The organism is Sulfitobacter sp. KMM 9851 (assembly GCF_057178245.1).
Genome location: NZ_CM169991.1, coordinates 2,335,947 through 2,353,991 on the forward strand (window position 1 = coordinate 2,335,947; position 18,045 = coordinate 2,353,991).

Consider the following 18,045-nt stretch of genomic DNA (forward strand, 5'->3'; position numbering starts at 1 on the left):
GGGTCATCCCCTCCAAAGTGGCAGGCCGATGATAGCCGAAGCGGCGATGATGAGATAGGCCACCGTGCGAAAAACCCGCTCGGCGCTGGGATCAAACAGGCGTGCGCCGACGATATTGGCGAGAATGTTTGGCACCCCGGCCAACAGGCCCAGCAGCAGAACCGCCCAGACCACCTGCCCCGTCGCCCAAAGCAGGACAAAGAGCAGCAGGTCAATTGCCAGCAGATAAAGCAGGAAGTTCGCCCGGATCACCACCGCTGGCAGGCGACTGGCCATATAGAGCATGATCACGGGTGGCCCGGCGATGCCGGCAAAGCCGGTCATGAAGCCGCCCAAGGCCCCGGTGGCCACGGTCAGCCGCGCGCCCAGTGACCCATTGTAGCGCCAACCGGTGATCAGAAGCGCAAGCAGCGTCAGCACCACCCCCGAGACCAGCCAGCCGAAGCCGTCGGGTGACATCAGCGACAGGCCCCAAAGCCCCAGCGGCATCCCCACCACCACGCCGAGCAGCAGGCGGCCCACGTCGCGCGGTGCGCCCCGGCGCAGGGCGTCGGGCAGGTTGGGCAGAGGGCCGAGCAATTCGGCCGCTGTCATGAAAAGGATTGCCTCGACCGGGGCCAGCACGGAGGCGGCGACCGGCATGATGATCATGGCAGAGCCGAACCCGGCAAAGCCGCGTACCAGGCCCGCCACCACAACTGCCAGCCCAAGCCAGAGCAATCCGTCGATTGCCAGGGCCTGGGCCAGTGTGTCAGGCATCTATATTCGCGTATTGATTTCCAGCGTTGGCATCTGGTTTTGACCAGTCACGCTTGACCCCCAGAAACAGCACCACGTTTTTCGCCACGTAGACGGAAGAATAGGTGCCTACGATCACGCCCCATGTAATAGCGAAAACAAAGGCGCGGATCACATCACCGCCCAGCACCAGAAGCGCGACAAGCGCCAGCAGTGTCGTGCCGGAGGTCATGATCGTGCGGCTGAGGGTTTCGTTCACGCTGAGGTTCATCACCTCGCGCAGGGGGCGTTTTTTGTACTTGCGCAGGTTTTCCCGCAGCCGGTCAAAGATCACCACCGTGTCGTTGATCGAATAACCGATGATCGTCAGGATCGCCGCCACCACGGGCAGGTCGAACCTGATTTGCAGCGCCGAGAAGATGCCGATGGTCAGGATCACGTCATGGAACAGGGCAATCACCGCACCGACGGAAAACTGCCATTCGAACCGCAACCAAATGTAGATCAGGATCGCCGCCAACGCTCCGCCCACGGCAAGAAAGGCGGTTTGGATCAGCTCGCCCGATACTTTGGGTCCAACCGATTCCACCGAGGTGAACTTGATGTCGGGTGCGACGCCTTGCAGCGCACCCTGGATCGACGCGATGGTGTCGGTCGTTGCGGCCTCTTGGCCGTCTTGCGCCTGAACGCGGATCATTGCCACATGGCGGTCTTCGCCAAAGCTGGGGTCGAACACCTCGGAAATGGTGACGTCGCCGAGGCCCAGCGGGGTCAGCGCCTCGCGGTATTGGCCCACATCCACGGCCTGCGCGCTTTCGGTGCGCAGGGTCGTGCCACCGCGGAAGTCGATGCCAAAGTTCAGCCCGACCACGGCCCAGACCACCAGCGACAGGATCATCGCGACCACAGAAGCACCAAAGGTCGACTTGGCGTAGTAGAAGAAATCGAAATTCGTATCGTCAGGAACCAGTTTCAGGCGCATATCAAACCTCGATTGTCTTGGGGCGGCGGTATTCAAACCAGATGACAACCATCAACCGGGTGACGAAATAGGCGGTAAAGACCGATGTCATGATCCCAAGGCCAAGGGTCACGGCAAAGCCGCGCACCGGGCCGGAGCCCGCGACAAACAGGATCACCGCCACGATGAAGGTGGTGATGTTCGCGTCCAGAATGGCCGAGAGCGCACGTTCGTAGCCCAGCGAGATGGCGCGCGCCGGGCCTTTGGCCGTGCGCAATTCCTCGCGGATGCGTTCAAAGATCAGCACGTTGGCATCCACCGCCATGCCGACGGTCAGCACGATGCCCGCAATGCCCGGCAGGGTCAGCGTGGCCCCGATCAGGCTGAGCAGGCCAAAGATCATTCCGACGTTGATGATCAGCGCGACATTGGCAAAAAGGCCAAACAGTCCGTAGGACGCCCACATGAAAAACAGTACGGCGCCAAAAGCGACCATGGTCGCAACCTTGCCCGCGTCGATACTGTCTTGGCCCAGTTCCGGGCCGATGGTGCGTTCTTCGACAAAACTCAGCCCGGCAGGCAGGGCACCCGCGCGCAGCAGCACCGCGAGTTTGGTGCTTTCTTCGACTGAGAAGCGGCCAGTGATAATGCCGGACCCGCCCGGAATATGGCTCTGGATGGTTGGGGCCGAAATGACCTCGTTATCCAGAACGATGGCAAAGGGCGATCCGATGTTGTCGGCGGTGTAGTTGCCGAATTTGCGTGCGCCGGTGGTGTCAAAGCGGAAGCTGACAGCAGGTGCGCCGTTCTGGTCAAAGCTGGGCTGGGCGTCGACCAATTGTTCACCGGTCACGACGGGGGCTGTCTCAACAGTATAAAACACGCCCTCTTCGTCAGACGACGGCAGCACGGAATTGCCGATACCGGGGTTTGCACTGCCATCAGAGCCGCGGCTGACGACGGGGTTGAATGTCAGCTGCGCGGTGGTGCCGATAATCGCCTTGAGCTCTGCCGCCGATCCGATACCGGGCACCTGGATCAGGATACGGTCAGTGCCCTGCCGCTGGATCGTGGGTTCGCGGGTGCCGACTTCGTCGATCCGGCGGCGCACGATTTCGAGGCTTTGCTGCATCGTCCGTTCGTCCGTCGCCTGTTTCTCCGCGTCGGAGAGGGTAACGGTAATCACGCCGTTGTTGCCGCTGACGTCGATGTCATTGTTACCTGTGCCAGCAAGGGTCGTGACAGGCCGCGCCAGACCACGCGTGATTTCCAGCGCCTCGGCCATCTTGTCGGCGTCGTTCAGACGGACGCGCAATTCGCCTGCGGGCGCTTCTTCGCGGCGCACGGGGGTCAGGCTGCGCAGAGCATCGCGCACCTCGGGCCATTGTGCTTCCATGCGGTTGGCATAGACATCGCCGACCTGAACCTCGGCCAGCAGATGCGCACCGCCGCGCAGGTCGAGCCCCAGATTGACCAGCCCCGACGGCATCCAGTCAGGCCACAGCGCGCGCTGCTGGTCCAACTCGGGCGTGTTGCCCTGCACTTCGATCGCCGCGACGGCGTCGTTGTGTTGCTCGACAGGGGAATAGAAGGCATTTGGCAGCGCCAGCCAAAGGCCGACCGCGCAGGTCAGCACGATGGCTATGCGCTTCCACAGATCAATCTGAAGCATGGTTCCGCCTTTTTGCTTGCGGCCTGAGGTAAAGGCTTATTTCGCCGGTTCGGTCTTGGACACGACGGTCGCGATGGTGGACTGCACCACGCGCACCTTGACGCCATCCGCAATCTCGACTTCGACTTCGCCGTCTTCCTTGACCTTGACGACCTTGCCGATGATGCCGCCCTGCGTCACCACCTGATCGCCCCGGCGCAGTGCCGCGACCATCGCCTGATGTTCCTTGACCTTTTTCTGCTGGGGCCGGATGAGCAGGAAATACATGATCGCGAAGATCAGGATCAGCGGCACGAATTGCTGGATGCCTTGCATGGAAGTGGTCCTTTTATATGGGTATGGGCCAGCAGAAGTGCCCGCCGCGAATTTTGGCAGAACCTAAGCGTGGTCAGGGGTGGGTGCAAGGGCGGAAAGGGTCGAAACCCTGTGGCCCTGCGCCAAATCGCAATGGCGCCTGCCCGGCATCCATCGCACCCTACCCCTCGCCCCGTAAATCCGGCATAACGCCCTAACCCGACTCACCTGATCCAAGGACCAGACCCATGCACGACATCCGCGCCATTCGCGACAATCCCGCCACCTTTGATGCAGCACTCGCACGGCGCGGTGATGCGGGGGTTTCCGATGCCGTGTTGGAGTTGGATGCCGCGCGCCGGAGCAAGATTGCCGCCGCCGAATCCGCGCAGGCCGAGCAAAACAAGGCCAGCAAAGAGGTCGGCGCTGCCAAGGCCAAGGGCGATGAGGCCGAGTTTGAGCGGCTGCGCGCGCTGGTCAGCGACAAGAAGGCCGAAGTGGCTGCGATGCAGGCCGAAGCCAAGGCGCTTGATGACAAGTTGACCGACATGCTCGCCCGTATCCCCAACAGCCCTGCAGACGACGTGCCCGAGGGCAAGGATGAGGCCGACAATGTTGAGGTGAAGGTCTGGGGCCACAAGCCCAGCTTTGATTTCAGCCCGCTGGAGCATTACCAGATCCCCGGTGTTGTGCCGGGTATGGATTTTGAAACAGCATCCAAGACGTCGGGCGCGCGGTTTGTCATGCTCAAGGGCGGTGTGGCGCGTATCCACCGGGCCTTGGCGCAGTTCATGCTTGATACCCATGTGGATGAGAACGGGCTGACCGAGGTCAACTCGCCTGTTCTGGTGCGCGATGAGGCGATGTATGGCACCGATAAGCTGCCAAAATTTGGCGAGGATAGCTATCAGACCACAAATGGGTGGTGGCTGGTGCCGACGTCCGAGGTGCCGCTGACCTATTCGGTGGGGGGCGACACGCTGGACGCGGGCGCACTGCCGATCCGGCTGACGGCGCATACATTGTGTTTCCGGTCCGAGGCCGGCAGCGCGGGGCGGGACACCGCCGGGATGTTGCGCCAGCACCAGTTCGAGAAGGTCGAGATGGTCTCGATCACACATCCAGATGACAGTGACGCCGAACAAAAGCGCATGTTGGGCTGTGCCGAGGATATTCTGGAGCGGTTGGGCATTGCCTATCGCACCGTGCTTTTGTGTACCGGCGATATGGGTTTTGGCGCGCGGCGCACCTATGACATCGAGGCCTGGGTGCCGGGGCAGAATTGTTACCGCGAGATTTCTTCGGTGTCGACCACCGGGGATTTTCAGGCGCGGCGGATGAATGCGCGGTTCAAGCCTGCTGATGGTGGCAAACCGCAGTTTGTGCATACGCTGAATGGGTCCGGGCTGGCCGTGGGGCGCTGTTTGATTGCGGTGCTTGAGAATGGTCAGCAGGCCGATGGGTCGGTGGTGCTGCCTGCTGTTCTGGCGCCCTATCTTGGCGGCAAGACGATGCTGACGGCTGAGGGTGTGCTGGCCTGACATTAGCCGCCTATGGCCATCGCCGCCCAGTAGGGTGGCGTTGGCCGGGCGGCTGCGGATTATTCGGGTCCGAAAATCACTCAGCGTTCAAACAGCTTTGGCCTGAGTGATTTCAATGACAGGGGACGATATGACGTGTGTGCCGCGACACGGGCGTCGACCGACCCATGCAGATCAATTTCATGCCCCGGCCCTTTGCGCCAATCCAGCAAAGAGCCAAATATCCGGTAGGTCAGCGGCACATCCATGAGGTCGACGCTGTCTGCTGTGGCATCCTGCGCCACGTCCAGCAGCGGCGGTGCCTCGCGCAGCCGCAGCCCCTGCGCCTGTGCGCCGGCGGCCATCCAATCAAGCGTGATCCCCGTCAGCGCCCGGTCGTCCGATGACCCGCCGACGATGGCATGGGTGCCGATAAACCAGACCTGCTGATAGGGCCTGTCGGGCGACCGGTCCCCGGCGTTCAGCCCCGGTCCGTCGCGGTGCTGTTCAAGGTTATCCCAGAGGCTGGGACGGAAGAATATCCGCCGCTCGTCCAGTGCCACTGCGTGACGGGCGGCGCGCACCATGCCGGACAGGCGGGTGTCGTGAAACTGGTACTTGCGGTTCCAAAGCGCGGCAATCGGGCCGATCAAGCTGCTGGGGATGCCCAGAGCGCCGACAGTATCCCAGATGCCCAGATAGTCGATCCGTACCAGATGCGCGCTGTCCATCTCGCCCAGTGTCACACGCCAGTCCAGTTCGGCCCGCGACGTGGCAAAACGGGGTGACATCGCGCGGCGCTTGTGCAGCACATGCAGCGCGTCAGGGTGGTTTTCCGGCCCCGGCAGACGGTAAAGGTCAAACGCCGTGTCGACCCTTGCCCGCGTGGGATTGTCGATTATCCCGACCTTGCGGATCATCCCCGCGAGAGACCGCGCCGTATAGGCGCCGCGCGAAAAGCCGAAGATCAGGATGCTGTCACCGGGTTGGTAGAGCAGCGCCAGAGCGCGGTAGGCCTGTTTGATGGTGTCGTCCAGACCCCAGCCAAACACACCGCCACCGAGCTTGTTGGCCCATTTGCCCAACCAGCCGCGCCAGCCGGTGCTGCCGGTGCCCACGCCGGGGACGTAAACCGGGCGTTGGTCGGCGTCGGGCACAACGGCCTCGAACAGACGGTGTACATGGGTCGGTTGCGCCTGTGACGGCGAATTCCAGGTGCCATCGCAGAAAATCGCGATACGTGCCACGTTGCTTATCCTTATTCCGGCGCTAGGATCAATTTGAGCTAAGTCATTAATATAATGGGGTGAGCATAGCCGCCTCGCCGCAAAAGTAAATTATCACGGAAAGGCAGCGCTTAGATGACCGGATACACCCGCCCCCTGATTGCGACCCTCGCCTTGTTACTTGCCATTGCATTTGCCGCCTCTCCGCTGTTTGTCACCAGTTTTGCGGGATTTGATCCCGACCAGTTCCCGGTGCCGCAGATCGACCCGCCTGCGCAGCCTGCGGGCTATGCCTTTTCGATCTGGGGGCTGATCTATCTGTGGCTGATCATCGGGATGGGTTGGGGGCTGATCATGGCGCGGCGAGATGGGCAGTGGCACGATATGCGGATGCCGCTGTGCCTGTCGCTGGCGGTGGGTGTCGGCTGGTTGTCGGTGGCGGTGCTCAGCCCGGTGTGGGCGGCGGTGCTGATCTGGGTGATGCTGATCACGGCGCTGGTGGCGCTGTTCGTGGCCCCGGTGGAAAACCGTCTTTGGGCGGCCGCCCCTGTTGGGCTTTATGCCGGTTGGCTTTCGGCGGCGTCTTGTGTGTCACTGGCGCTGCTGGCGGCGGGCTACGGCCTGTTGGAGCCGCGCAGCGCGGCCCTGGTTTTTGTCGGGATGGCGATTGTGCTGGCGTTGCTGGTGCAAATCGCCTTGGGGCGCACGCCGACTTACGGGCTGGGGGTGATTTGGGGGCTGGCGGCGATTGTCGTGGCCAATTGGAACAGCACGCCAGTGGTCGCCTATGTGGCGCTTGCGGGCAGCGCGGTCATCGCACTGCCGACGCTGGCGGCGCTCAAGCGGTAGGCACTGAGGGCCATCGCCTGCCCGTCGCACAAAAGACGCACCATCAACGGCCTGGCACGACTTTGGCACCACGGGGCGGCGGGCGATGGCCCGGCACGCCTGCGCTTGGTAATCTTGATTAGTTTTTGCGCCGCCCTTCGGTGTGCTTGCGCAGCTTGGACGGTGGTGCCTTCTTGCGGCCCTTATAGGGGTTCGCATCGGACTGTCCGCGCATCCACAGCCGGATCGGTGTGCCGGGCATGTCGAAATCCAGACGCAGACCGTTGACCAGATAGCGGTTGTAGCTTTCAGGCACCTTGTCGGGGTGGCTGCACATCACAACGAAACCCGGCGGGCGGGTCTTGGCCTGTGTCATGTAGCGCAATTTGATACGCTTGCCTTGCGGCGCGGGGGGCGGATGCGCCTCCATCATACCCGCGAGCCAGCGGTTGAGCTGGGCAGTGGTGATGCGGCGGTTCCAGACCTCATAGGCCTTCATGATCGCGGCCTGCAGGCGGTCGAGACCCCTGCCCGTCTTGGCGCTGACTGTGATCAGCGGCGCGCCGCGCAATTGTGGCAACAGGCGTTCAAAGCTTTCCTTGAGTTCTTTCAGCTTTTCCTGACGGTTCTCTTCGATGTCCCATTTGTTGACCGCAACAACCACGGCGCGACCTTCGCGCTCGGCCAGGTCGGCGATGCGCAAATCCTGCTGTTCAAAAGGAATTTCGGCGTCGAGCAAAACCACCACGACCTCGGCAAACTTGACCGCGCGCAGACCATCGCTGACCGACAGCTTTTCAAGTTTTTCCTGAATCTTGGCCTTTTTGCGCATGCCTGCGGTGTCAAAAATCCGCATTGGCACGGCGACGCCATCAGGCCCGACCCAATCGGTCATCAGTGAGATAGCATCGCGCGTGATCCCCGCCTCGGGGCCCGTCAGCAGCCGGTCTTCGCCTAAGATCTGGTTGATCAGCGTGGATTTGCCCGCGTTGGGGCGGCCCACGACGGCCACTTGCAGCGGCTTGGCGCGGGTCGGCACGGGAACGAAATCGGGATCAATCTCGCCGTCGTCCTCGGGCAGATCGACATCGGTTTCCGGGGCATCCTGCACCGCCCGTTCAGCAAATTCATCGGCCAAGGGCATCAGCATCGTGTAAAGATCGTTCAGCCCCTCGCCGTGTTCGGCGGACATGCGGATCGGTTCACCGAGCCCTAGCGAATAGGCCTCGATCATGCCGGCATCGGCGGCTTTGCCTTCCGACTTGTTGCCAGCCAGAATCACATGCGCGGATTTCTTGCGCAGATTCTCGGCAAAGACCAGATCAGAGGGGGTGACACCCACACGTGCGTCGATCATGAACAGGCAGATGTCGGCCATATCCACGGCACGTTCCGTGAGGCGGCGCATACGGCCCTGAAGGCTGTCGTCGGTGACTTCTTCCAGACCTGCGGTATCAATCACGGTAAAACGCAGGTCGGCCAGCTTGGCCGCGCCTTCGCGCAGATCGCGGGTGACACCGGGCTGGTCGTCGACCAGCGCAAGACGTTTGCCGACAAGGCGGTTGAACAGCGTGGATTTGCCCACGTTGGGGCGGCCCACGATGGCGAGGGTAAAGGACATAGATCAGGCTCCGGGCCGGGCTGCGGCCACTTCAAACACGCGCCTTAGACTATTTGGCGCCTAACGGAAAGCGTGCAATTGCCCTTTGGCTGACACGACATAAAGCGTGCCACCTGCCACGACCGGTGCTGTGGTCGCCCCGCCGGGTATATCGGTGCTGCCGGTCAGCACCCCATTGGTGGGGTCGTAGCTGCGCAACTTGCCGTCGTTGGAGGCGATGATGACGCGGCCACCAGCGATGATCGGGCCATAATGGGCAAAGACTTCGGACTGCTTTTTGGGCTTGTCTTTGACGAAATTGGGCAGCGGGACGCCCCAGATGCGGCTGCCGTCGCTGGCATCGAGGCGCACCAGTTCGTTCAGATCGGTGATGGCAAAGACACTGTCACCCGCAGGCCAGACCGGGCCGATTGCGCCGTCGCGTGCGGTCCAGCGGCGGCTGCCACTGGCGACGTCAAGTGCTGCCAGACGGCCCGAGTGATTGCCGACATAGACGGTATCGCCCGACACGACCGGCGCGCTGGTGACATCCGACACATGGCTGAGTGCGCGGCCGGGGCGTCTGCCGACAACAGAAGATTCCCACCGGCTTAGCCCGCCCTGCCGAAACACGCCGTGCACCTCGCCCGAGCCGAAGGCAAAGATCGCCAATTGCCCTGTGACCGCTGGGGCCGGCGCGCCGAGCACGTTTTGCAGGCTGGTGGAGCCCCCGGTCTGCCACTGGATACGGCCATCGGATTTGCGCAGCGCCCAGCCGGTGTCGTCACCCGCCGTCAGATATACCAGATCACCCAACACGGTCGGTGTGCCCGACCCTGTCGCATCAAGGTCTTGGGTCCAGCGCACGCCGCCGGTTGCCACATCAAGCGCGGCCAGCACGCCATAGCCCACCGAGACATAAAGCGTGTCCCCGTCGATCGCCATGCCGCCACCGGTGGCCTGCCCCTGCTGATCGGACGCAGGCGTCAGATCGCGGGTCCACAGTGTCGCACCAGAGGTCGAGGTGGCCGTAACTTGCGCACCGGAATCAAGAGTAAAGACGCGCCCGCCCGCGACCACCGGATCGGCGGTAATGCGCAGCTTTCGGCTGTCACCTGCACCGATGTTTGCGGTCCAGGCCAGTTGTGGCGTGGCGCGCAGCGCGGGGTGAGAAATGCGGGTGGCGGCAGTGCCGATGCTGTGGGTCCAGCCGGCGTTGTTCACGGTGCCGCCCAGGGCGATGGCGCGCGCGGTATTGGCAGGCACAGCACCCAGATCGGCAATATCCAGCGCAGCATCATCCAGCCCCGGATTTTGCAGGATCGACCGGATGCCCTCGCGCTTGCCCGGCAGATACGTTTCTTTTTCTGCGCAGGCCGCCAGCAGCAGCGTGGCCGTGACCGCGCCCAGCACCCCAAAACGGCGCGCAGCCGGGGAAGCCGCCTGAAGATTGCGATACTTGGTCATGGCCCTGCTCACTTTTCTGTCTTCACGTTACCTGTGCCGCGATGGTTGTCCCGCCCGAAAGCAGTGGTTTAATTGCTGTCCGTCGGGGCCGTGTCATCGGTCTGGCTGGTGCGCCCGTCGAGCACAGGTTCTTCCCCCAGCGCCACAATCACCTGTAGCGCGCGTTGTTGCAAGTCCGGGCTGGTTTCGGCATCCGAAAGAATGGCCTGATAGCGCGCCACTGCCGCAGCCGCATCGCCGGTTTCAATGTCGATCAGGGCCAGTTGTTCTTCGGCAAGCAGGCGCAGGGGTGCGCCGGGCTGGGCCAATGCCTCAAGTGACTGACGGCGATCTGTGACCGGGGCGGCCTTGCCCTTGAGGGTTACAGATTTGAACTGTGCCAGCTGGCGGTAGATCGGGGCCACCGCACCATCGACCGCAATGGCGTCGAGGCTGGCAATGGCCGCGTCGACCTCGCCCGCGTCGGCCTGTGCCGTGGCGCGCATGAAATTCAGCGTGGCATTGGCGCCTGCTGTGGTGCCTTGGATATTGCCCAGTGCCTCGGCGCGGTTGGCACTGGCGTCGGCGTCAAGTGCTGCCAGCATGGCATCGCCAAGCGCTTGGGCGGCTGCGTCATCTTGTGCCTTGCGGTATTCGCGCCACGCCGCACCACCCACGATCAGCAGAACGGCCAGAACCGCAATCCAGCCATAGCGCCGCATCACGCCATAAAGACGGTCACGGCGGACCTCGTCGGTCACTTCGTCAATGAAACTGTCGGTATCGCTCATGGTGCCGGCCCCTGCCCTTATTTTGCCCCTCATACCGCGCGTAACCGGCCAAGCCAAGCCCCCCGCAACGGCACAGCCGACCGCCGTGTTGCTGCATATGGACACGTCTATGCAAAATAATGCTTTCTGAACTAGTCAGTTTAGTTGTCATAGGTTAAATAGGCCCCGATATTGCCACCCGTTTTGAAGGGTGGGTTTCCAATTTGAGGCTGCTTGATGCGTATTTTTTCAATCCTCGCGGCGTTGGTCGTTGTTGTAATACTGGGCATGTCTATTGTTGCCCGCCCCCAGCTCAAGGCGATCTTGGGCATCACATCCGAAGAATCGGGCGCGCCCTCGACGACTGCGGCCAGCCCCGATACCACCCAAGATGCCGCCAGCCCACGGGTCAAGGTGATGGTGCAGCGTGTCACAGCGCAGCAGGTCGATAGCGCCGTGGTGCTGCGCGGTCAGACCGCCGCAAACCGCCAGGTCGATATGCGCGCCGAAACCTCGGCGGTGGTGGCCTCTGCCCCGCTGCGCAAGGGCACGACGATCAAGGCAGGCGACGCGCTGTGCACGCTCGATACCGGCACCCGCGAGGCAACATTGCAAGAAACCCGCGCCCGGTTGAATGAGGCGCAATCGCGTGTGCCCGAGGCCGAAGCACGGGTGGAAGAGGCACAGGCGCGGCTAGACGAGGCGTTGATAAATCAGAACGCGGCGGCGCGGCTGATCCAGGACGGTTTCGCCTCGCAGACCCGCGTGGCCAGCGCCGACGCCGCTGTCGCGGCTGCCAAGGCCGGTGTGAGTTCTGCCACCGCGGGGCTGCGCGCGGCCCGTTCCGGCATCGAAGGCGCGATCGCCAGCGTGGCCGTAGCAGAAAAGGAAATCACGCGACTGACCATCCGCGCGCCCTTTGACGGCCTGCTGGAAAGCGACACTGCGGAGTTGGGCAGCCTGCTGCAACCCGGCGCGCTCTGTGCCACGATCATCCAGTTGGACCCGATCAAGCTGGTGGGCTTTGTGCCTGAAACCGAACTGCACCGCGTCACCTTGGGGGCGATGGCGGGCGCACGGCTGGCTGCGGGCGACGCTGAGGTGGCGGGCAAGGTGACGTTTCTGTCGCGCTCGGCCGATCCGGCCACGCGTACCTTTCGGGTAGAAATCGAAGTGCCGAATTCCGATCTGACAATCAGTGATGGCCAGACCGCCGAAATCGCCATCTCTTCTGCCGGGGTTACGGCACATCTGGTGCCGCAATCTGCGTTGACGCTGAACGACGATGGCACCCTTGGCCTGCGGCTGGTCGATGCCGATGCGGTGGTTGCTTTTGCACCTGTCCAGATCATGCGTGACAGCACAAAGGGCGTCTGGGTAACCGGCCTGCCGGACGTGGCTGATATCATCGTGGTGGGCCAGGAATATGTCACCGCCGGGGTCACCGTGGCGCCGACATGGCGGGAGCTGAGCCAATGAGTGGAATCGTGGAAACGCGTAGCGGAGATGCGTCATGAGTGGAACGGTGGAAACGCGTAGCGGAGATGCGTCATGAGTGGAATCGTCGAATGGGCCTCCAACCGCGCGCGGATGGTGCTGGCCTTTATCGTGCTGAGCCTCGTGGTGGGTGGCTATGCCTATTCCACCTTGCCAAAGGAAGGCGAGCCGGACATCGAAATTCCGGCGTTGTTCGTCTCGGTGCCGTTTCCCGGCATCTCAGCGGCGGACAGTGAAACCCTGCTGGTCAAGCCGATGGAAACGGAACTGTCAGATCTTGACGGGCTGAAGACCATTTCAGGTACGGCGGCGGAAAATTATGCCGGTGTGGCGTTGGAATTCGAATTTGGCTGGGACAAGACCAAGATCATGGCCGACGTGCGCGACGCCATGTCGACGGCCGAGGCGAATTTCCCCGACGGGGCCGAAAAGTATTCGATCAACGAGATCAACTTTTCCGAATTTCCGATCATCATCGTCAACCTGACCGGCCCGGTCCCCGAACGCACCATGAGCCGGGTGGCCCGGGACTTGCAAGACGACCTGGAAGCGATGGATGCGGTGCTGGAAGCAGGTATAGCAGGCAACCGCGACGAGATGCTTGAGGTGCTGATCGACCCGCTGCGGCTTGAGGCCTATAACGTCACGGCGGGTGAATTGATCAGTGTGGTACAGAACAACAACCAACTGATCGCCGCGGGCGAGATCGACACCGCGCAGGGTACGTTTGCGGTGAAAATTCCGTCGTCTTTCTCTGAACCGTCCGATGTCTACAACCTGCCGGTCAAAACCAATGGCGACCGGGTGGTGTCCCTAGGCGATCTGGCGCAGATCAACCTGACATTCGAAGACCGCCTTGGCACCGCACGGTTTAACGGCGACAAGACGCTGGCGCTGCAGGTGGTGAAACGCAAGGGGTTCAACCTGATCGACACCGCCACGCAGGTAAAGCAGATCGTGGAAGAACGCAGCGCCGACTGGCCAGAGGGGCTGCGCGCGGCGGTGACGGTGGGCACCTCTAACGACCAAAGCCGGATCGTTAACAGCATGGTGCAGCAGTTGCTGGGATCGGTCTTTACCGCTGTGGCGCTGGTGATGATCGTGGTGCTGGCTGCCCTTGGCATCCGTGCGTCGTTGTTGGTGGGTTTTGCCATCCCGACGTCGTTCCTTTTGTGTTTCGCCTTTCTTGCCCTGATGGGTATTTCGGTCAGTAACATCGTGATGTTTGGCCTGATTTTGGCAGTTGGGATGCTGGTCGATGGGGCCATTGTGGTCGTCGAATATGCCGATGCGCGGCAACAAGAAGGCGTGGGCCCGATGCATGCCTATGTTGAAGCGGCCGAGCGCATGTTCTGGCCGATCATTTCGTCCACCGCGACGACGCTTTGTGCCTTTCTCCCGATGCTGTTCTGGCCCGGCGTGCCGGGGCAGTTCATGGGCATGTTGCCGGTGACGCTGATCTTTGTTCTATCTGCGTCGCTGGTTGTGGCGCTGGTGTACCTGCCCGTAATGGGTGGTGTGACAGGGCGGCTTGAGCGCTGGATGGCGCAGTATATGCAACGCATCGCGGCGCAGCGCTGGTATCTGCATCTGCTGCTGTTTCCCCTCGCCGGGCTGATGGTGATGGCGGCGATGGGGGCCACGGGGCCGCTGTTTGCCGTGATCTCGTCGCGCTTTGGCGAGATGGACGGGCTGAACGTGTTGGGGTCAGTGATCCCGACCTTTATGGTCGTCTTTGCCGTCATTGTTGCACTTTGTGCGCTGCTGGCGCTGGGGCTGGCGGGCATACTGCTGGGTTTGATTTCGTTCTTTGCGCTGTTTACCCGGCTGGGCCGGGGCGGGCGTTGGGTCACGGCGCGGCTGTTTCGCCGCGCACCCGACCAGATCACCGCAGGCTACCGCCGCAACGGGTTTGGCCGGGTGATCGAATTCATCGCAGGCAACCCGGTGATGCCCCTGGTCGTGGCAGGGGTTGTCTTTGTCTTTGTCGGTACGACGATGATCTACTTTGGCAATAATTCCAAAGGGGTAGAGTTCTTTGTTGAGTCTGAGCCGGAACAGGCCATCGTCTATGTTCTGGCACGCGGCAACCTTAGCCTTGAGGAAAAGGACGACCTGCTGCAACAGGCCGAAGAGATCGTGCTGGCGCATCCCGGTATCCAATCGGCCTTTGCATTTGCCGGTGAAGGGGGGCTCGACAGCAATACCGGGGGGGCGCAACCGCCCAAGGATTCTATCGGTCAAATTCAACTCGAAACGATCCCCTGGGAGGACCGCCCGAACCGCACAGAGGTGCTGTTCACCGTGCCGCTGCTGGGCTTTGACGTGACCCGCAAAAGCCAGGACCCGGCCTTTGACGGGGATGTTGTGATTGACGAATTGACCGCGCAGCTGAGCCAGATTCCGGGCATCCGGGTTGAGGTCCTCAATCTCGCGATGGGCCCTGCTTCGGCTAAGCCGGTGCATCTGCGGTTGAAGGGCGACAACTACGCCGATCTGGTGGCCGCCACGGCGCTGGCGCGCGACCGGTTTGAGGCTACCCCCGGCCTGCGGCTGATCGAAGACACCCGCCCTCTGCCCGGCATCGACTGGCAGATCGACGTGGATGTGGAAAAGGCCGGGCGCTATGGCGCGAATGTGGCGACAGTGGGCGCGATGGTGCAATTGGTCACGCGCGGGCTGTTGTTGGATACGATGCGGGTCGACAGTTCGGACGAAGAGATCGAGATCCGCGTGCGACTGCCAGAAAAAGACCGCCTGCTCAGCACGCTGGACACGTTGAAGGTGCGCACCGGCGATGGGCTGATCCCGCTGAGCAATTTCATCACCCGCACGCCGGTGCCCAAGCTGGCAGAGATCAACCGGGTGGACCAGAAGCGTATTCTGGATGTGAAGGCCGGTGTTGGTGTCGGTCTGATGAAACTGGTCCGGGACGCCAAGGTGGCCGGGGTCGATGTATCGGAGACGCTCGCCACGCTGACGCCTGCGGGGGGCGCGGGCGACATCAGCGGCCCTGATGGGACTGCCTACCACCTGAGCCACCGTACAGAGGCTGCGTCGGATGTCGATCTGCAGGCGGCGCTGGCAACGGGCGATTTGCGTCTGGTGCCGGTCACGGCCAATGAACGTATCGAGGTATTGACCGAATGGTTGAATGGCGATGCCCTGCCTGCGGGTGTGGATTATGAATGGACCGGCGATCAGGAGGACCAGGCGGAAAGCCAGGCGTTCCTGAGTTCCGCTTTTACCGCCGCGCTGGGGCTGATGTTCATCATCCTGCTGGCGCAGTTCAACAGTATCTACAATTCAGTGCTGGTGCTGCTGGCAGTGGTGTTGTCCACCACGGGCGTATTGATCGGGATGCTGGTGATGGATCAGACGTTCAGCATCATCATGACAGGCACCGGGATTGTCGCGCTGGCGGGGATTGTGGTGAACAACAACATCATCCTGATCGACACCTATCAGGAGTTCGAGCGATATATGCCAAGGATCGAGGCAATCATTCGCACGGCGCAGGCGCGTATTCGTCCCGTGCTGCTGACCACGATCACCACCATGGCGGGGCTGGCTCCGATGATGTTTGGTCTGTCGATCAACTTTGCCGATGGCGGCTATACCATCGACAGCCCCACCGCGCTTTGGTGGAAGCAGTTGGCCACGGCGGTGGTCTTTGGCCTCGGGATTGCCACGGTGCTGACGCTGATGGTAACGCCGTCGATGTTGGCGATCCGGGTGTGGGCGACGACCTATATCCGCTGGGTGGCGCAGCTTTTGGCGAAACTGTCGATGGGACGCGCCAGTCGGGCGGCGCAGGACTGGGCGCTGCAACGCGATGCGCGGCGGATGCATACGACCGAGATCATCTGGGATGACGGGGCCGCGTCGCTGGCAGCGACAGCCACAGGTCTGAAGGCCGCAGAGTAGCGCCCGGCGAACGAGGCCGCTGCGCGGCCTTTGAGGGCTGTCTGCCCTCAAACTCCCGAGGAATATTAGGACCAAAAAGAATGAGGTGGCGGCGGAGCAGAAATGCGCCGCCGTTTCTTTGTCGGCTGGCCGGGCGCACAGGGCGCGCTACGTTCTGCGGCAAGCATGAAACTGGAGGTGCGTGATGATGAGAGCAACGCTTTTGGCGGCAGGTTTGGCAATGACCGCCCTGCCCGGTCTGGCGCAGGAGATGGTCGCGAAAATATCGCCGCACACCGTGCCGGTGACGATGGACCGGCTGGTGGCCGCAGTCGAGGATGCGGGGGCCACGGTCTTTGCCCGTGTGGATCACGCGGCGGGGGCCGAAGGCGCGGATATGGAATTGCGTCCGACGCAACTGTTGATCTTTGGCAACCCCAAGCTGGGCACCCCTGCGATGCAGGACGTCCAGACCGCCGGGCTGGACCTGCCCCTGCGGGTGCTGGTCTATGCCGATGACGCCAATGTGGTGCATGTGACCTATCACGATCCCGCCGCACTCGTCGCGGCCCATGGCCTGCCTGAGGCGGCCGAATACATCGAAAAGATGACTGGCGCGCTCGATAAGTTGACGGAAAAGGCCGTGGCTACGCAGTAAGCGCAAGGCGGGTGATCAGCCTGACACCCCGTGGCTGCGATCGTAAGCAGAACTGACCGGTTCAACGTGACCCGCGCGGACGGATTCACCGGGGTCGAAAACCTCGATCAGCAGTGGATGACACTGGGCTGTGTCAGAGGTGTGTTCCTGTGAACAGTCCCCGCCCGGGCAGGCAGAGAGCCCGACAACCAAGTCAATCTCGGCGTAAAATTCGAGGTAGTCGCCTGGGCGCACCGGGCTCGCTTTCATGAAGTATTGGCCGGTATCGCGGGTAAAGCCTGTGCACATAAAGACGTTGAGCACGTCGTGAACATGGGCTTCGGCCTCGGGCAGTGGCAGGGTGCAGTGCGCCGCCAATGCGCGGGTGAGGTTGGAGTGGCAGCAGTGATGATAGTCACCGCCCGACAGTAACCGCCCAGTATAGGGATCGCAGCGGGTGCCGATGACGTCATGCACCGATCCGCCATAAGCGTCGAAGCCGTACCAGTCGAGCGTGTCTGCCGTGATCGTGGCCATGGGCCGCATATGTGGAAAGCTGGACCACATGCGGTCTCCGGTTGACAGGTGGGTGCCGTGCAGTGCACGCGTCTTGCCCGAGTAGAAGTGTTCGGACAGGTCGGCACGAGACCACAGGTTCAGATCACCGACCTGCGCGCCCTCAACAGACGTGATGCGAAAGAAGCACCCGGCGGGCACGTCGATGCAGGCGGCATCGCGGGGCGCAGCCGTGACCTGCCCGGCAAGCATTGCCTGCTGACGGAGCGCGGTCAGCCCGGCAATGTCGGGCGCCGCGAGGCCGCTGGTTGGATAGCAGATGACAGGTGCAACAGCGCGGCGCGCGTCCGCGTCAGCGGGTGGGGTAAAGTCAGGGTTGGCCGGTTTCATGCACCTGTCCTTTGGCAAGGGTTTGACGCAGCATAGTTGAATGC

At 62.3% G+C, this 18,045-nt stretch carries 14 protein-coding genes; 5 read left to right on the top strand and 9 right to left on the bottom strand.

Annotated features, from left to right (window positions below):
* Positions 1–3: 3 nt before the first annotated feature.
* The 4 genes from AC1965_RS11575 to yajC are packed head-to-tail and all read right to left on the bottom strand — an operon-like array spanning position 4 to position 3,686.
* Positions 4–759 (bottom strand): TSUP family transporter, encoded by a 756-nt coding sequence (locus AC1965_RS11575; RefSeq protein ID WP_483884023.1) that lies wholly within the window; start codon positions 757–759, stop codon positions 4–6.
* Entirely contained in the window at positions 752–1,720 is a 969-nt protein-coding gene (secF, locus tag AC1965_RS11580) for a protein translocase subunit SecF (protein ID WP_483884024.1), read from the bottom strand. The genes AC1965_RS11575 and secF overlap by 8 nt, the downstream gene beginning before the upstream one ends.
* 1 nt (position 1,721) lies before the next feature.
* Positions 1,722–3,371 (bottom strand): protein translocase subunit SecD, encoded by a 1,650-nt coding sequence (gene secD / locus AC1965_RS11585; RefSeq protein WP_483884025.1) that lies wholly within the window; start codon positions 3,369–3,371, stop codon positions 1,722–1,724.
* Positions 3,372–3,407: 36 nt separating this feature from the next.
* Positions 3,408–3,686: a preprotein translocase subunit YajC gene (gene yajC / locus AC1965_RS11590; RefSeq protein ID WP_483884026.1), complete on the bottom strand. Its 279-nt coding sequence runs from the start codon at positions 3,684–3,686 to the stop codon at positions 3,408–3,410.
* Between the two features lie 227 nt (positions 3,687–3,913).
* On the opposite strand from yajC, the gene serS reads away from it, so the two are divergent.
* A complete protein-coding gene (gene serS / locus AC1965_RS11595) occupies positions 3,914–5,206 on the top strand; it encodes a serine--tRNA ligase (protein WP_483884027.1) in 1,293 nt (430 codons plus the stop codon).
* A gap of 80 nt (positions 5,207–5,286) precedes the next feature.
* On the opposite strand, the gene AC1965_RS11600 is transcribed toward serS, so the two are convergent.
* Complete coding sequence (locus AC1965_RS11600) at positions 5,287–6,432, bottom strand: DUF2235 domain-containing protein (RefSeq protein WP_483884028.1); 1,146 nt, start codon at positions 6,430–6,432, stop codon at positions 5,287–5,289.
* 114 nt (positions 6,433–6,546) lie between these two features.
* On the opposite strand from AC1965_RS11600, the gene AC1965_RS11605 reads away from it, so the two are divergent.
* Positions 6,547–7,260: a hypothetical protein gene (locus AC1965_RS11605; protein ID WP_483884029.1), complete on the top strand. Its 714-nt coding sequence runs from the start codon at positions 6,547–6,549 to the stop codon at positions 7,258–7,260.
* 118 nt (positions 7,261–7,378) lie between these two features.
* Here the strand turns inward: AC1965_RS11605 and der are convergent, their stop codons facing one another.
* From der to AC1965_RS11620, 3 genes are all read right to left on the bottom strand, one after another.
* On the bottom strand, positions 7,379–8,860 hold the full coding sequence (gene der, locus AC1965_RS11610; protein ID WP_483884030.1) for a ribosome biogenesis GTPase Der: 1,482 nt from the start codon (positions 8,858–8,860) through the stop codon (positions 7,379–7,381).
* Between the two features lie 60 nt (positions 8,861–8,920).
* A complete protein-coding gene (locus tag AC1965_RS11615; RefSeq protein WP_483884031.1) occupies positions 8,921–10,306 on the bottom strand; it encodes a PQQ-like beta-propeller repeat protein in 1,386 nt (461 codons plus the stop codon).
* A gap of 68 nt (positions 10,307–10,374) precedes the next feature.
* Positions 10,375–11,076 carry a hypothetical protein gene (locus tag AC1965_RS11620; RefSeq protein WP_483884032.1) on the bottom strand — a complete coding sequence of 234 codons (702 nt, stop codon included), beginning with the start codon at positions 11,074–11,076 and terminating at the stop codon, positions 10,375–10,377.
* A gap of 216 nt (positions 11,077–11,292) precedes the next feature.
* Between AC1965_RS11620 and AC1965_RS11625 the strand changes: the two genes are divergently transcribed.
* The 3 genes from AC1965_RS11625 (at position 11,293) to AC1965_RS11635 (ending at position 17,116) form a co-directional block, all read left to right on the top strand.
* Positions 11,293–12,534: an efflux RND transporter periplasmic adaptor subunit gene (locus AC1965_RS11625; protein ID WP_483884033.1), complete on the top strand. Its 1,242-nt coding sequence runs from the start codon at positions 11,293–11,295 to the stop codon at positions 12,532–12,534.
* Between the two features lie 72 nt (positions 12,535–12,606).
* A complete protein-coding gene (locus AC1965_RS11630) occupies positions 12,607–16,479 on the top strand; it encodes an efflux RND transporter permease subunit (protein WP_483884034.1) in 3,873 nt (1,290 codons plus the stop codon).
* A gap of 184 nt (positions 16,480–16,663) precedes the next feature.
* The gene (locus AC1965_RS11635) at positions 16,664–17,116 is read left to right on the top strand and encodes a DUF302 domain-containing protein (protein WP_483884035.1); all 453 of its coding nucleotides are present in this window, start codon (positions 16,664–16,666) and stop codon (positions 17,114–17,116) included.
* A gap of 15 nt (positions 17,117–17,131) precedes the next feature.
* On the opposite strand, the gene AC1965_RS11640 is transcribed toward AC1965_RS11635, so the two are convergent.
* Positions 17,132–18,001 carry an urea carboxylase-associated family protein gene (locus AC1965_RS11640; protein ID WP_483884036.1) on the bottom strand — a complete coding sequence of 290 codons (870 nt, stop codon included), beginning with the start codon at positions 17,999–18,001 and terminating at the stop codon, positions 17,132–17,134.
* Positions 18,002–18,045: the final 44 nt, after the last annotated feature.

Coding starts and splice junctions, on each gene's coding strand:
- AC1965_RS11630 (WP_483884034.1), top strand. CDS start 12,607: ATGAGTGGAATCGTCGAATGGGCCTCCAACCGCGCGCGGATGGTGCTG.
- yajC (WP_483884026.1), bottom strand. CDS start 3,686: ATGCAAGGCATCCAGCAATTCGTGCCGCTGATCCTGATCTTCGCGATC.
- der (WP_483884030.1), bottom strand. CDS start 8,860: ATGTCCTTTACCCTCGCCATCGTGGGCCGCCCCAACGTGGGCAAATCC.
- AC1965_RS11620 (WP_483884032.1), bottom strand. CDS start 11,076: ATGAGCGATACCGACAGTTTCATTGACGAAGTGACCGACGAGGTCCGC.
- AC1965_RS11640 (WP_483884036.1), bottom strand. CDS start 18,001: ATGAAACCGGCCAACCCTGACTTTACCCCACCCGCTGACGCGGACGCG.
- AC1965_RS11575 (WP_483884023.1), bottom strand. CDS start 759: ATGCCTGACACACTGGCCCAGGCCCTGGCAATCGACGGATTGCTCTGG.
- AC1965_RS11615 (WP_483884031.1), bottom strand. CDS start 10,306: ATGACCAAGTATCGCAATCTTCAGGCGGCTTCCCCGGCTGCGCGCCGT.
- secD (WP_483884025.1), bottom strand. CDS start 3,371: ATGCTTCAGATTGATCTGTGGAAGCGCATAGCCATCGTGCTGACCTGC.
- AC1965_RS11635 (WP_483884035.1), top strand. CDS start 16,664: ATGATGAGAGCAACGCTTTTGGCGGCAGGTTTGGCAATGACCGCCCTG.
- secF (WP_483884024.1), bottom strand. CDS start 1,720: ATGCGCCTGAAACTGGTTCCTGACGATACGAATTTCGATTTCTTCTAC.
- AC1965_RS11605 (WP_483884029.1), top strand. CDS start 6,547: ATGACCGGATACACCCGCCCCCTGATTGCGACCCTCGCCTTGTTACTT.
- AC1965_RS11625 (WP_483884033.1), top strand. CDS start 11,293: ATGCGTATTTTTTCAATCCTCGCGGCGTTGGTCGTTGTTGTAATACTG.
- serS (WP_483884027.1), top strand. CDS start 3,914: ATGCACGACATCCGCGCCATTCGCGACAATCCCGCCACCTTTGATGCA.